The organism is Methanocorpusculum sp., assembly GCF_030655665.1.
In the GTDB taxonomy this organism is placed as follows: Archaea; Halobacteriota; Methanomicrobia; order Methanomicrobiales; family Methanocorpusculaceae; genus Methanocorpusculum.
This window is the reverse complement of the sequence record NZ_JAUSPQ010000004.1, coordinates 67100-81814: the sequence shown is the minus strand read 5'-3', so window position 1 is coordinate 81814 and position 14715 is coordinate 67100. Positions and strand designations below refer to the sequence as shown.

Here is a 14715-nt window from a genome sequence, read left to right as displayed (position 1 = left end):
CTCCCTCACCTCACCACAAACGGCGGATATCCATCGATATCTCCCCGGAGAAACCGGGCGAGAAGCATCGCCTGAGAGTACGGCAAAAGACCAATTGGCATCCTTTCTTCCAGATACCCGTGCATGACCTCTTCCTTCTTTCTCTTCTGCCATGCCTGTAAAACGGTTTTTCGTGCATCATCAGTCAGCAAAACCGCTCCGTTCTCCTTCACCACAAAATTACCTGCCGTCACCACCCGATTATTCACGAGACTCAGCACAAACCGGTCACCAAGATACGGACGGAACTCCTCCATCAGATCAAGAGCCAGACTCGGTCTCCCGGGACGGACCCGGTGCAGAAATCCCACCTGCGGATCCAGACCCACCGACTCCAGAGCCGACGCACAATCGGCAGCGATCAGCGTATAGGAAAATGAAAGCAAAGCATTCACTCTATCCAGAGGCGGACGCCTTGACCTGTTTTCAAATGAAAACTCAGGCTCCGTTGACAAAATCAGATCATTGAAACTATCAAAATAATACTTCGACAAGATCCCCTCGAAGCCTCTCAGCTCATTCAGTGAACCACATGTTCCGGCTTTTATTTGTACAATACCCTCGGACAACCGTTTGAAATTTCGCTCGAATTCACCTGAAACCATATCCGGATAATCACGGGAAAACCGCTGGAGAACCGTTCGGCAGTTCATCAGTTTTCCAAGAATACAGTATGATGCGATCTTCACTGATGCCGTTTCATCATCAGAAACTGCATACTGACGCTTCCGAAGCAGCACATTTCCCGAAACCTTGCCGCCGACCCGTGCCATAAATTTTCCATAGGGCGAAACAAAACACAGTCCCACATCATTTTCCGTACATAACGCCATCATTCCGGGACTTGCCCCCATAAACCCGAAACAAACGACTCCCTCCAGATTATGGATCGGGACTCTGGCAAGTTCCTGGTTTTCTACAGATACAACGATACTTTCCCCGTCTTTCGAAAGATAGGATTGTGGATTAGTTACATACAGCACATTACGCAGTTTTCTCATGAGAATACTCTCCTATCATGGAATCAAGATACTGGTCAACAGATTTTTTTCGTGAAGATATGGTTGGAACGCAAAGATCCCGGATCGAACAACTTGCACACTGCTTTTTCAGTTCAGCAGCGGGTGTGATCCCGTTTTCATACAGAGCATACATTTCCTGAATAAGAGAGACAACATGCTCCCGTAATTCTTCGTCAAAAAGCACCTCTGTTCGGTGTCGGGTTTTTCCGTAATACAGATAACCGGCAGGGATCTTTGTCCCATACATCTCTTCGAGACACATCGCCTGACAGCAGAGCTGAACTTCGTCGCAGTCATCCTCCTTTTTCTTTCCCCGTTTGTATTCTATGGGAACGACCTCCCAAAATCCGTCTCTGTATGCAATACGTACCCCGGATGACGACCGGTGAAACTCCACGACGTCGGCAATTCCGTAGATTTTCAGATTGTGGGATACGAGCGGAATGCTGCGGGAAACGAGGGTATCGCCTCTTGACTCTACAAAAAAGGGATCATCAGCATTGTCGTGCATGAGTTTTCCCGAGAAGGTAAGTGAGTTTTCCGCCCAGAGCTGTTCTACGTGAATCAGTGCCCACTGACGTTGACAGAATGCAAAATGCTGGATCCCGCTTAACATGAGGTAGTCGTCCGGGTTCATTAATGGATAATATAGAGTGAAAATACTTCAAAGTATCCCGAGAATAACGATGGAATTTTATCTCGTTTCGAATCTCAGTAAGTTTTTGCAAAACTACTTCGTCAATGCAATGTAAAATTAGAACATCGGGAACTGATCCAATGACTGAATACTATGCACGTTGTAATGAAGACAGGACGAAATATCAAACCATTACCGATCATTTGACAAATGTATCCATCCTTGCAGGAATATATGCGCAGACTTTTACTACGCGGGAAATGGGCGAGATATGCGGGATCTTACACGACATAGGCAAATACTCCGATGACTTTCAAAAACGCATCAGGGGAGATAACATTCAGACTGATCACTCGACTGCCGGAGCGAAAACTGTCGATCTCCTTGCAGCCGAACAACACAATCCCTATTCATCGCTTGCATATCATCTCATGTCCTACATAATTGCGGGACACCATGGAGGGCTTCCCAATCGCGGAAACGCCAACGCATCCGGTTTATTTCAACGTCTCCAAAATTCAAATCCAGATTTGTATGCCGCATGGAAAACCGAGATGCCCCAAACGTTCCCCGACCTTTCGGAGTTTTTCGCCACACAAACCTTCATCCCGAAAGATCCATCAAAACTCGACCAGAATGAATTCGCTCTTTCGCTTTTTCTCTACACTCACTTCCTTTACTCCTGTCTGGTCGATGCGGACAGAACCGATGCTGCACAATGGGATGGATACGTAACGGAAGGAACGTATCCTACGCTCGAAGAATTCAATGACAAACTCGATGCACGCATGGCAGAATTTCAGGTATCATCCGACCTTGACAAAATTCGAAACGACATCCTCACATCCTGCAACAAAGCAGCTGAAACAGAACCGGGGATCTTCACCCTCAACGTTCCGACAGGCGGAGGGAAAACGCTCTCCTCTCTCTCTTTTGCTTTGAAACACGCTCTGAAAAATCGTCAGAGCAGGATAATTTACACCATCCCCTTCACTTCGATCATCGAACAAAATGCCAAAGTCTATGCTGATATTTTTGGTCGGAACAATATCGTTGAACACCACTCCAACTTCGTTCTTCCAACAGGGGTAAAAGTCGAACCTGACTCCCCGTATGGAGAAAACAGGAACCTCGCTCTTGCCACAACAAACTGGGATGCCCCACTGATCCTCACCACGAATGTTCAGTTCTTTGAATCGCTCTTTACCTCTCACCCGTCACGAGCCAGAAAAGTCCACAACATCGCAAACGGTGTAATAATCTTAGATGAAGTCCAGGCTCTTCCAAACGAATTTCTCCGTCCATGCATGTATGCACTTTCGGAACTCGTGAAAAATTATCACTGCACCGTTGTTCTCTGCACAGCGACCCAGCCTGACTTCGTAGAGAATAAGGTTCTCCCAAATGGCACATCAGTCAGGAACATTGTTCCAAATTACAAAGAACTGGCTGATAAAATGAAGCGGGCGAAAGCACACAACCTTGGCTATAAAACAATAGACGAAATCGCTTCCTGCCTCAAATCAGAAAAGCAGGTCCTTTGCATCGTCAATACCAAAAAACATGCAAAAGATCTCTACTCTCTTGTGAAAGAAGCAGGAGACACCCTGCATTTAAGCACAAACATGTGCCCAAAGCATAGAAAACAAGTCATCGAAACGATACGGAAAAAACTCGAAGATAAAGAACCCTGCCGTGTCATCTCGACCCAGCTCATTGAAGCAGGAGTCGATATCGATTTCCCGGTCGTGTATCGTTCTTTGGCAGGAGTTGATTCGATCAATCAGGCTGCCGGAAGATGTAATCGTGAAGGAAAACTCTCCTGTGGGGACGTGTACATCTTCACTCCCGAACAGAAATATTCCGGTGCCGGATATGTGAAACAGACGGCAGAAATTTCCCACACTATCCAGACTGATGATTATCTTTCTCTGGATACAATTGCGAAATACTTCTCTAAACTCTTCGATATCCGAAAAGAACAACTCGACAACAAAGGAGTGTTGGACCTTTGCCAGCAGGGAATCGCCACTTCTGAAACAGCATTCCCCTTTGCCGACATATCCGACAAATTCAAACTGATCTCCGACAGCGGATGTGCGGTCATTATTCCCTTCGACGATGAAGCGGAAAAACTCATCAAAAATTATTCGCCTGAATTCATCCGCAGTTTTATCAGAAAGATCTCACCCTACTGTGTGAACGTGAGAAAAGCAGACCTTGATTACCTTCATGATGAGGGCGCATTAGAATTACTCGGCGAAAGCTTCGTTGTTTTGAAGAATCAAAGCCGATTTTACGCCCAGGACACCGGGATCTATATTCCCGGAAAGCCTGATATGTTTGATTATATTCTCTAATTCATGGATATACAGGATACATTTACATGCCAATAGCGTGAATTAAACAACCAATGAATAAATTTTATTTTTATTCTCTATTCTTAAGGAGGTGATACTATCTACGGAATTACATTACGAGTTTGGGGTGATTATGCATGTTTTACCCGGCCTGAAATGAAGGTCGAACGAGTAAGTTATGATGTCATCACCCCATCAGCAGCACGGGGAATTTTAGAGGCGATCCATTGGAAACCCGCGATTCGCTGGGTGATCGATGAGATCCAAGTCATGCAGCCGATCGCATTTTCCAATATCAGACGAAATGAAGTCTCCTCTATCATGAAAAATCCCGGTTCATTAATGAAAACTGTTTCTGAAAAAGGATGTGCAGAACCATTCTATCAAAACACCCAGAAGGACCGGCAGCAGCGGGCGACCCTGATGCTCAAAAATGTTGAGTATATTATCAAAGCTCACTTTGAAATGACAAAGAAAGCGGGCGATGATGACACGGAAGAGAAGCATTACAATATATTTCTCCGACGGGCACGGAAAGGTCAGTGTCATCACCAGCCTTACTTTGGATGCAGAGAGTTTCCCGTTTCATTTGAACTGGTGGAAGAGCCGCTCTCGAAGATCCCTATTGACGAAGACCGGGATCTTGGGTGGATGCTCTACGACATTAATTTCAGCGATGATATGACGCCGAAATTTTTCCGTGCGCAGATGCATAAAGGGATCATTACGATCCCGGAATCGTTTCACAAAGAGGTGAACGTATGATCCTGTCTGCCTTGTGTGCGTTATACGACAATCTCGTAATGGATCCAAGATCAGGAGTCGCTCAGCCAAACTACTCGAGTGTGCCGTGCTCGTATGCGATCGAATTGTCCCGAAATGGGGAATTCAAAGGCATTATCACCCTGGTTGAGAATAAACAGCGAGTGATGATGAGGGTCCCGGAACAAGCCGGCCGCTCCGGAAAAAACCCGCCTCCCTACTTTCTCTGCGATAATGCAAAGTATCTCCTTGGTGCCGATTACGACAAAAAGGAGAAGAAACTTATCGCGATGCCCGACCGTTTGCGCAGTGCATATGATACCTATCAGAAAATCATCGATTTATCCGAGGATGCCGGGCTCAAAGCAGTAATTGCTTTTCTCAAAAACAGGGTTGATGACCTCCCTCTTGATATTCCGGCAGATCATCCGATCTATCAGAGCGGGAATATCGTGTTCCGCCTCACGGACGAAAAAGGCTACATCCACGATCACCCTGAAGCGAAGGAAGTCTGGGAAACGTATTGCAATGCTTCATCCTGCTCGGAAGAACGCGGACAGTGTCTGGTTACCGGACTTTTGAATCAGCCTCTTGCAAAAACGCACACCATGCTCAAAGGAGTAGCAGACGCGAATACTACGGGTTGTGTTATCGTCGGTTTCAATTTTCCATCGGTTACCTCATATGGAAAAACCCAGAGTTATAATGCACCTGTTTCTGAAAAGGCGATGTTTGCATATACGACCGCCCTAAATTATCTTCTTTCGAAAAATGACCGCAGGATCCAGATCGGGGATACGACCGTAGTATTCTGGACAGACGGCAAAGAAGACGGAAAGGCATTATCTCTGATCTCGGTACTTCTTGGTGCAGATGCTCCAAAAGACGCAGACATTTCTGACACTTCAACTGAAATACAGATTCTCGACATTCTGAAAAAAGTCAGATCCGGTCAGGCAGTGAATGATCCAGAGTTTAAGGTGAAAACGTACATCCTTGGTCTTGCTCCAAATGTTGCCCGGGCATCTATCAGATTCTGGTATGAGGACACGCTTGAGAATTTCATTCTAAAGACGGGCGAACATACCGAGAATATGGATGTGGTAAAATCCGCGAAACTCAAACCGAGGCTCGTTTCGATTGGGGATATTCTGAGAAGCATTACGGTAAAATCCAGTAAAAAATGGTGGGAGAATGTCCCATCGTCCTATGAAACCGCATTGTTTCGGGCAGTCATTTCAGGAGATATGTATCCTACATCGGTATATTCGGCTGTTTTGATGAGAATACGTGCCGAGGCAGGAGATGATTACGGTATCGATTATATTCGCGTAGGATATCTGAAAGCATACCTGAGACGGTATTATCAGAAACAGAACATGACGGAAAAAATGGAGGAGTTAACAGTGAGTTTAAATCAAAAATCAATAGATACAGCCTATTCTCTTGGAAGGCTGTTCGCTGTGATGGAGGCATTGCAGCAGAAAGCGAACGGCACATCGACCATCCGGTCACGGTATTTCGCATCGGCTTCGGCGAACCCGAAACTGGTGTTTCCAACGCTGCTGAATTTATCGCAGCATCATATCGCCAAGATCGATGGAAGATATTACGACAAACAGATGGAAGCAATTTTGTCCAACGTGACCGAATTCCCGGCGGCTTTCAATCTGGAAGATCAGGGCAAATTTGTTCTGGGCTATTATCACCAGCGCGAATTTATCTACACGAAAAAGGAAGACAAAGAATTACAGGAGGCTTGAAGTATGGCAATTGAAAACAGATATGAATTTGTAATGTTGTTTGATGTGGAAAACGGTAACCCGAACGGCGACCCGGATGCAGGAAATATGCCCAGGATCGATCCGGAGACGAGTTACGGCATCGTGACGGATGTGTGCATCAAGAGAAAGATTCGGGATTACGTGGCTACGGTTAAAGAGGAGGAACCGGGTTTCCAGATCTATGTTCGCGACGGAGCTGTTTTGAATGCTCAGCACGAGCTTGCCTACAAGAACTACAACATGAAACCTGAAGAGAAGAAACTGCCGAAAGATGAGGCGGATGCAAAAAAGATCACAGGATTCATGTGTGAGAACTTCTACGATATCCGGGCTTTTGGTGCAGTCATGACAACGAAGGTGAATTGCGGACAGGTCAGAGGTCCTGTCCAGATCAATTTCTCCCGAAGTATTGATCCGATCGTGCCTCAGGAGATCACGATCACCCGTGTTGCGGTAACAAGTAAAGAGGATGCGGAGAAGAAGGAGCATGAAATGGGAAGAAAACACATCGTGCCGTATGCCTTGTACCGTGTTGAGGGATATATTTCCGCAAATCTCGCACAGAAGGTCACCGGTTTCGATGATACGGATCTTGATCTGCTCTGGGAAGCTTTGATCAACCTGTTCGAACATGATCACTCGGCAGCACGCGGCAAGATGGCGACGAGAAAGTTATTCGTGTTCAAACACGATTCGGCTCTTGGATGTGCTCCGTCTCACGTATTGTTTGATCTGATCTCTGTAAAAAGAAAGGATGCATCAAAACCGGCACGCAGTTTTGAAGATTATGGGGTCAACGTGGATACGGATAAAGTGCCAAAATCTGTAGAACTGATCGAGAAGCTCTAAGCCGGAAAATTATCCCGGCATTTTCTTCTTTCGTTGAGGTCATGTCCTTACGGGCACGTGGATAGAAATTTGTTGTAGTTGTGGGCCTCTTCAACGATAAAAAGTCGTGCCCCTTGTGGGCACGTGGATTGAAATTGAACCCACCAAACAAACATGTCTTTCGGGGTTTCGTCGTGCCCCTCGTGGGCACGTGGATTGAAATTGGGGAACCTCGGAAAGGTCGCAAAGGTGACCGTCGTGCCCCCTGCGGGCACGTGGATTGAAATACCTCTGCCCGTCTGCATACACACCCGGTAAGTCGTGCCCCCTGCGGGCACGTGGATTGAAATACCTCTGCCCGTCTGCATACACACCCGGTAAGTCGTGCCCCCTGCGGGCACGTGGATTGAAATACATCCGTGGCGAAATCATACGGTACGTACTCGTCGTGCCCCCTGCGGGCACGTGGATTGAAATGAACAGATGTTCCCCGCAAATTCCGGCACGCTGTCGTGCCCCTCGTGGGCACGTGGATTCAATGAAGCACCGGGTCGCCAAGGAAGATCTTTCCTTGACGGTGAACTACCTGGAAACGTATAGGGGCCTCAGAAAATAGGATATCCCACCGCGGGCCCCCCTTGCCGGATCAAGAAAAGAGCTAACACTACTTCATTTTGAAATCAGAAAATTTTTCATTCTTCCACACCCTATCCCAATTTTCATCAGGTTTTCGATTAGGAATGATCTGCTGTGAATATACGGTCAATCAAAAACAGGGATTATGCGCAAACACACTTCATCCGTAAAAAATCTTGAAAATGTCACGCCTCATCCTTATAATATTCATCCCAGGTTGTACCTTCATCATTACGCCATAAAATGCCGCCTTTATTTCTACCGCCCAAGAGAAAATTCGCTGCAGTATTTGGGCTACTAAATCCCATGTTCTCAGTAAGATAGGCAGTACCATCCTTTTTTGTCTTAATGACTCCTTTGTCTTTCAGCTCCTTTCTTCGATTTTTACCGCCATTTGAGTATGGTTCTATAGAAATATTAATTTCTGAACCTGCAGACACAAAGAATGTGCCACAAAAATTCTTTCCTCGGGCAGTAATCCCATCCTTTAATAGATTGAATATTGGGTCTTCTTTCTCTGATTTTTCCTTGGGTTTTGGTGGAGTCCAGGGGTCATATAATTCCTGGGTATTATCTGGTTTAAAAATAACAACTCGTTCTCCGCTGAAAATTTTGAACCACTGTTCACCCTGATTTTGGGTCACCACAATCTGATTCGGTTTGAGTGAAACAGCTCTGTCGCCATTATTCAAATGAACAATAACATCTCCCTGCTTGAGAATACCAATACTCTCACCAAGATTTCGTGTAACAATTTGCTGATCATAACCAACTCTTTTTACACGATAATCACGATCACGTTCCCAGTCCGGATATTTTTGCTTAAAGAAATATGACGGTGTATCAGGAAACTGCTTTCTTGTTATTGATAAATGCTGATTCAAATCCCGCATGAGTATTGTATCTGACCTGTTTTCTTTGATTTTACAATCCCACTCATCTCCGAGAAATCCAATCCGGTCTGTTTGAATTGTCCATTCACCGTCTCTATTACTCCTTCTGGGATAATCTGAATTGTCAGTGGTTAGAATCGGTTCCAGCGGTTTTCTCCATGCACGACAAAAAACCTTGAATTTCTCGTTAATAAAGACAAACTCAAAGAAACAATGCTCGATTACGGATTGATAATCTATAAGCTCACATGTTCTTCCATCAACGTAACTAGATTCTCGATACCATCCCATACCTATTCACCAGATAGTAAATAATTGGATATTTACTGGCTTAGTAGTATCTATGGTGAATGTGGATACTCTGTATATGACCATTCTGCGATACAATGACCGGGCAAAATACTAACATGTGCCCTGAAAACAGGATACTCCACCGCGGCCCCTCCCTTGCCGGATAGCAAGTCTGGCAACTTGGTCGCAAATCTGACGACTTGCTCTGCTGAGGGCGAGCCTGCCGGCTCACCTCGCCTCCGCTGAGGTCGGCCGCTTTCAGCGTCCAACCCGCAGTCGCAAATCAAAGATTTGCTCAAGGCTTACGTCGCTTCGCTCCCCTCGCCAGTCCCTTCCCCGCACCCCGAAATTAGAAAAGGGAGTGAAATATTAGCGATATTCCCCCTTAGGAAAATAGAAGATCATCCTTTCTTCCGCCCCTGCCCCCCTTTTCGTGAATTTCGTTGGCGGGTTGGCGACGAAGTCGACGACCTTAGCCGAGCAAACCGAAGGTTTGCGAATTTGTGGGTTTCGTGCGGGGGGCTGGGGAGGGGACGATTTGCATTCACCTAATAACTACTCTTTCTCTTTTTCGTGTTTTCGTCATCTTTTCGTGCATTTTGTGTGATGATTTATACTATCCAGAGAATCTAGCTCAACCTGAATACTAGGATCCCTAAATGACTGCTCATATGGACCTCAAAAGTACGATATTTCCACCGCGTCGGGCTCGCAAATCAGAGATTTGCTCAGCTAAGATCGCTGGCTTTGCCGTCAATCCGCCTCCGCGCCGGATCGCAAATCAAAGATTTGCTCAGCTGAGGGTGTCCGCTTTCAGCGTCCACCCCGCAGTCACTTCCCCGCACCCCTAAGTTAGAAATAGATTAGGACATTGGGCGTGTATTTCGAATAATACGCGTCTCGCACGTGTTTTTACCATATTTCCCAATATTGCTCCTGAGTTTTATGATACGTGACATCTCCCATAAACAAAACCTGATTACCCCCTCCTCCCAATACTATACCATGGATCCGATACCTCAGGCATCATACAATCATCGCCTCACCATGAAAGAGGAGGACTACCTCGAAGCGATCCTCAACGTCTCCCTCACCAAAGGATACGCAAAAAGCCGTGATGTGGCGGCCGAACTGGACGTTGGTCCTTCATCCGTTGGGGAAATGTTTGCAAAACTCGATAAAAAAGGTCTGGTCGTGTATCGGAAATACGAAGGCGTCACCCTAACGGAATCCGGAAAGATCATCGCCGAGCAGGTCAAATTCCGTCACGACGTCCTGGTCGAGTTTCTGGAAATAATCGGGGTGCCCGGGAACATTGCGAACAAAGACGCTTGTTTCATGGAACATGAACTCAACACCGTGACGATCCAGAAGATCCGGGAGTTCGTCGCCGCAAAAAAACAGAAATAAGATTTTTTTTATCGTTCATTATTCTTACACAAGCTGCAGTTTTTACATGCTTTCGCTCCGCAGCTGCAGGCTTCGCCCCGCAGATTCCTCTTCACCGCCCAGAGGAACAGAAGAACGATCCCTCCGGCAATAAGAAGAAAGAGGATCGTCCAGAATGCTTCAGGCAAAACCAAGAAGAACACCCCCCTGATACACGATGAAGGAAACGATCCAGGCGATCGCACACATGCCAAATGCTGCAAGCCCGGTCATTTTCCAGGAGCGAGTCTCCTGCCGGATCGTGAACATCGCCGCAAGACAGGGCATGTAGAGCAGGATGAACACCATGAACGAGTATGCCGAAAGCGGCGTGAACACGTTCATCAGCACGTCGCCAAGTCCCTCCTCGCCCACACCATACAGCGTGCCGAATGCCCCGACCACCACCTCTTTTGCAAGAAGACCCATAAGGATCGCGACGGCCGCCTCGGCAAAACCGAATCCGAGCGGTGCAAAGATCGGCGCGATCGTTGAGCCCGCCATACCAATCAGCGAATCTGCCGAAGCATACTCAACACCGAACGGAAGCGAAGCAAGCAGCCACATTAACAGCACTGCCGGGAAGATGATGACCCCGGCTTTCCGCAGAAACTCCCAGGACCGTTCGCCTGCATGGATCAGCACGCCTTTGATCGTCGGAAGCCTGTAAGGCGGCATCTCCAGAACGAATGCAGACGACTCTCCCTTAAAGAGCGTCTTTCGAAGCAGAAGCCCGGTAATCAGCGCAACCAGAATGCCCAGCAGATACAGGGAAAACATCACCAGTCCCTGAGACCAGCCGGCAAAGAAAATGCCGACGAGCAGCAGGTACACAGGAAGTCTCGCACCGCACGACATAAACGGCGTGATCAGGATCGTCAGGAACCGTTCACGTTTTGTTTCCAGGGTCCGGGTCGCCATGATTGCCGGCACACTGCATCCAAATCCGAGGATCATCGGGATAAAGGATTTTCCGTGCAGACCAAGCCTGTGCATGATCTTGTCCATGATCACGGCAACTCTTGCGAGATAACCGGAGTCCTCAAGGATCGCGAGAAGCAGGAACAACAGGAAGATATTCGGCAGGAAGATCACGACCGACCCGACCCCGCCGATGATACCGTCACAGATCAGAGATGCGACCCAGTCGGGTGCGGCGATATCTGCAAGACCTACCGAGGCAAAATCGGCGAGCAGCCCGAAACCTTCATCGATCAGATCCATGATCGGAGCGCCGACGGTGAACACGATCTGGAAGATCAGATACATCACGGCAAGAAAGATCGGGAACCCGAACCATTTACTGGTCACGATCTTGTCGATCCTCTCGGACTGATTTTTGCCGCCCGCTTCCATATGATCTACGGATTCGTGGAGAATGCCGGCGATGAAACCGTACCGCTGATCCGCAAAGATCTCTCCCGGCTGAACGCCGTAGATGCCGGCGAGATGGGTCCTGATTCTGTCGATCGCGGCATCCGTCGAGCCGTGAATAAGAGCCTGGATCGCGGACCAGCGTGATCCGGTGATCGCGGTCACTTCACGAATATGTTCCTCAAGTTCGCGATCATACCGGATACTTTTCTCCGGAGGGGTAGGCCGTGCAAGTATCGCTTTGATCAGATCGTCCTTTCCTGTCTCATCGATCGCTTCGATCTGTACGACCGGGATGCCGAGCATCTCGCTGAGGACTTTGGTGTTGATGACAATTCCCTCTGCATCCGCATACCGGTTCATATTCAGCACAAGGACGAGCGGCACGCCGAGTTCGATCAGCTGAAGGGTGACATACAGATTTCTCTCAAGATGTGCGGCATCCACGATATTGACGACAACATCGGGTTTTTCGTTCAGAAGATAACTGACGGCGATCTCTTCTTCGAGAGATCTCCCACTCAGACTGTAGGTCCCCGGCAGGTCGATGATCTCGAGCGTTGTGCCGTCATAGACGATTTTCCCTTCTTTTCTTTCGACCGTGACGGTCTTACCCGGCCAATTTCCTACATGGTGATGCATCCCGGTGAGATTATTAAAGAGAGTCGTCTTCCCGCAGTTCGGGTTTCCGGCTAATGCAACGATGATCTTTTTCATGCGGTGACCACTTGGATATAGGCTGCATCTTCTTTTCGTATGGCAAGCTGGCATCCCTTGACTGATACCATCATCGGGTCGCCGAGCGGAGCAAAACCAGTGACACGAACGAGGCTGCCTCGGGTGAGTCCGAGTTCGAGTAATCTGCTCTGAAAGCCGAAGTTTGTTCCATCGATAAATCCAAGGATCGATGCGGATCTTCCATTCGGAATATCGCATAACCGAACTGATTCATTTTGCATACAAATCACTCTCTTTTTCGGCACGTATATCCGGGAGCCGAAGGAGTTTTGGACACTTCCAACCCCCCGGAAAAATTACGGCAAATCAAAACAAAAACCGGAATTATGCGCAGGATCAAAGCCCGCAGTCGCAAATCAAAGATTTGACTCGCAAGTTTCCTTCGAAAACTTGCTCAACTGAGGCCGCCCCTACGGGACAGCCAGCCTCCGCTGAGGTCGTCCGCTTTCAGCATCCAACCCGCCTCTGGACGAGTTTATATCTCCAGAAACCAAACTATAACCATCTTCCATGACCGCGATCATTTTAGACCCGTTCCGTCAGAAACTGCTCCTTGTAGCCGTGGGCATTGCGGTCTTCATGGACGCACTCGACGGATCGGTCGTCAACATCGCCCTCCCGGTGATCGCCGCGGAGTTCGGAGCCGACACGGGCACGATCTCCTGGGTCAGCGTCGCCTATCTCCTGACGCTCGCCGGTCTCATTCTCATCTTTGGAAAACTCGCCGACCGCGGGTACGTAAAGATCCTCTTCATCCTGGGTTTCATTCTGTTCACCCTTGGCTCGGTCGTCTGCGGGTTGTCCCCCGACCTCACGCTCCTCATCATCTCACGGGTCTTCCAGGGAGCAGGGGCCTCGATGATCGCAGCCTCCACGCCGATGATCTGCGTCAAATATCTCCCGGCAAAGATGCTCGGGGTCTCGATGGGTGTTCTCACCGCGGCAAGCTCCATCGGGTTTGCGATCGGTCCCGCGATCGGCGGGGTCATCACTCATTTCCTCTCCTGGCACTGGATCTTCTTCATCAACATCCCGATAGGGATCTTTGCCGTCCTGTTTGCCCTCAAAATAATCCCGCGTGCTTCGGTCCCGGAGCGTTCCCCCTTCGATTTCACCGGCGCGGTCGCTCTGTTCTGTCTGATGGTCTCATGCGTGTTTGCCCTGGAACGCCTGCCGCATCTGGGTCTTTCTGATCCGCTGATCATCGGCGCACTCTGCGTCTCTCTTGTCTCGCTCGTCCTCTTCTGTGCAGCCGAACTGAGAAGCAGTCATCCGATCCTCAACATCCGTGTCTTCAAAAAGCGGCCGCTGACATTCGTGGTGACCGCGTTTCTGATCGCCCAGATCACCAGTACCGGCTTTTTCTATCTTCTGCCGTTTTATTTATCGGCCGGGATGAACTTCGATCCGGCAGCGAGCGGTCTCCTTCTCTTCATCCCCGCGGCGGTCACTGCTCTCCTGAGTATCCCCCTTGGTCACTGGTCGGATATGACTGGAAGGCGCGGGTTTGTTATCGCCGCGTTCGGTGTCCTCTCAGTGACGAACCTGATCTATGCGTTCATCGTTCCTGAATGGGGTCTGATCCCCTTGGTCGGCAGTTTGGTTCTGATGGGAATGGTCTGGGGTATCGGCGGGGGGGCGGGGTCCAGCCGGATCGTCGAGCATATGCCGAAAGGTGAGGAGGGGACCGGTTCCTCACTGATGATCACAACGATGTACTTCGGCTGTGTGGTTGGGATCGCGCTGTATGCCGCGGTTTTCACCGCTCTGACATCTGCTGTGGGCAGTGTCGTTTCATTTGCCGATCTGGATTACTCAGTGTTCATGTACGGATTCCATATCACGAATGCGGTCGGGATCCTCATCGCAGCCGCGGCGCTGATCTTCTCGGCAGTCGTGAAAGATCCGGCACGGGACAAATAG

At 48.5% G+C, this 14715-nt stretch carries 12 protein-coding genes; 6 read left to right on the top strand and 6 right to left on the bottom strand.

Features of this window, described 5'->3' with window-relative positions; genetic code table 11:
• Positions 1-5 precede the first annotated feature (5 nt).
• Positions 6-1040, bottom strand: coding sequence for a type I-C CRISPR-associated endonuclease Cas1c (gene cas1c / locus Q7J08_RS01755; protein WP_304909968.1), 1035 nt, complete (start codon positions 1038-1040; stop codon positions 6-8).
• Positions 1024-1698: a CRISPR-associated protein Cas4 gene (cas4, locus tag Q7J08_RS01750; protein ID WP_304909967.1), complete on the bottom strand. Its 675-nt coding sequence runs from the start codon at positions 1696-1698 to the stop codon at positions 1024-1026. Before cas4 ends, cas1c begins: the two co-directional genes overlap by 17 nt.
• Positions 1699-1838: 140 nt before the next feature.
• Between cas4 and cas3 the strand changes: the two genes are divergently transcribed.
• From cas3 to cas7c, 4 genes are all read left to right on the top strand, one after another.
• Positions 1839-4058, top strand: coding sequence for a CRISPR-associated helicase Cas3' (gene cas3, locus Q7J08_RS01745; protein ID WP_304909966.1), 2220 nt, complete (start codon positions 1839-1841; stop codon positions 4056-4058).
• 99 nt (positions 4059-4157) lie between these two features.
• Positions 4158-4823 carry a type I-C CRISPR-associated protein Cas5c gene (cas5c, locus tag Q7J08_RS01740; protein WP_370651230.1) on the top strand — a complete coding sequence of 222 codons (666 nt, stop codon included), beginning with the start codon at positions 4158-4160 and terminating at the stop codon, positions 4821-4823.
• Positions 4820-6583 (top strand): type I-C CRISPR-associated protein Cas8c/Csd1, encoded by a 1764-nt coding sequence (gene cas8c, locus Q7J08_RS01735; protein ID WP_304909964.1) that lies wholly within the window; start codon positions 4820-4822, stop codon positions 6581-6583. Before cas5c ends, cas8c begins: the two co-directional genes overlap by 4 nt.
• A gap of 3 nt (positions 6584-6586) precedes the next feature.
• A complete protein-coding gene (gene cas7c, locus Q7J08_RS01730; protein WP_304909963.1) occupies positions 6587-7453 on the top strand; it encodes a type I-C CRISPR-associated protein Cas7/Csd2 in 867 nt (288 codons plus the stop codon).
• Positions 7454-8253: 800 nt separating this feature from the next.
• On the opposite strand, the gene Q7J08_RS01725 is transcribed toward cas7c, so the two are convergent.
• Positions 8254-9252: a DUF4357 domain-containing protein gene (locus tag Q7J08_RS01725; RefSeq protein ID WP_304909962.1), complete on the bottom strand. Its 999-nt coding sequence runs from the start codon at positions 9250-9252 to the stop codon at positions 8254-8256.
• A gap of 1005 nt (positions 9253-10257) precedes the next feature.
• Between Q7J08_RS01725 and Q7J08_RS01720 the strand changes: the two genes are divergently transcribed.
• Complete coding sequence (locus tag Q7J08_RS01720) at positions 10258-10662, top strand: metal-dependent transcriptional regulator (protein ID WP_304909961.1); 405 nt, start codon at positions 10258-10260, stop codon at positions 10660-10662.
• 8 nt (positions 10663-10670) lie between these two features.
• On the opposite strand, the gene Q7J08_RS01715 is transcribed toward Q7J08_RS01720, so the two are convergent.
• The 3 genes from Q7J08_RS01715 to Q7J08_RS01705 are packed head-to-tail and all read right to left on the bottom strand — an operon-like array spanning position 10671 to position 13013.
• Complete coding sequence (locus Q7J08_RS01715; protein ID WP_304909960.1) at positions 10671-10835, bottom strand: hypothetical protein; 165 nt, start codon at positions 10833-10835, stop codon at positions 10671-10673.
• Entirely contained in the window at positions 10822-12771 is a 1950-nt protein-coding gene (feoB, locus tag Q7J08_RS01710) for a ferrous iron transport protein B (RefSeq protein WP_304909959.1), read from the bottom strand. The genes Q7J08_RS01715 and feoB overlap by 14 nt, the downstream gene beginning before the upstream one ends.
• Positions 12768-13013: a FeoA family protein gene (locus tag Q7J08_RS01705; RefSeq protein WP_304909958.1), complete on the bottom strand. Its 246-nt coding sequence runs from the start codon at positions 13011-13013 to the stop codon at positions 12768-12770. The genes feoB and Q7J08_RS01705 overlap by 4 nt, the downstream gene beginning before the upstream one ends.
• Positions 13014-13302: 289 nt before the next feature.
• Here Q7J08_RS01705 and Q7J08_RS01700 point away from each other — a divergent pair, with 289 nt between their 5' ends.
• Positions 13303-14715: a DHA2 family efflux MFS transporter permease subunit gene (locus Q7J08_RS01700; RefSeq protein WP_304909957.1), complete on the top strand. Its 1413-nt coding sequence runs from the start codon at positions 13303-13305 to the stop codon at positions 14713-14715.

Bases quoted from the DNA above. Each gene is read 5' to 3' on its own strand.
- cas7c (WP_304909963.1), top strand. From the start codon at position 6,587: ATGGCAATTGAAAACAGATATGAATTTGTAATGTTGTTTGATGTGGAA.
- cas4 (WP_304909967.1), bottom strand. From the start codon at position 1,698: ATGAACCCGGACGACTACCTCATGTTAAGCGGGATCCAGCATTTTGCA.
- feoB (WP_304909959.1), bottom strand. From the start codon at position 12,771: ATGAAAAAGATCATCGTTGCATTAGCCGGAAACCCGAACTGCGGGAAG.
- cas1c (WP_304909968.1), bottom strand. From the start codon at position 1,040: ATGAGAAAACTGCGTAATGTGCTGTATGTAACTAATCCACAATCCTAT.
- cas3 (WP_304909966.1), top strand. From the start codon at position 1,839: ATGACTGAATACTATGCACGTTGTAATGAAGACAGGACGAAATATCAA.
- Q7J08_RS01705 (WP_304909958.1), bottom strand. From the start codon at position 13,013: ATGCAAAATGAATCAGTTCGGTTATGCGATATTCCGAATGGAAGATCC.
- Q7J08_RS01700 (WP_304909957.1), top strand. From the start codon at position 13,303: ATGACCGCGATCATTTTAGACCCGTTCCGTCAGAAACTGCTCCTTGTA.
- Q7J08_RS01720 (WP_304909961.1), top strand. From the start codon at position 10,258: ATGGATCCGATACCTCAGGCATCATACAATCATCGCCTCACCATGAAA.
- Q7J08_RS01725 (WP_304909962.1), bottom strand. From the start codon at position 9,252: ATGGGATGGTATCGAGAATCTAGTTACGTTGATGGAAGAACATGTGAG.
- cas8c (WP_304909964.1), top strand. From the start codon at position 4,820: ATGATCCTGTCTGCCTTGTGTGCGTTATACGACAATCTCGTAATGGAT.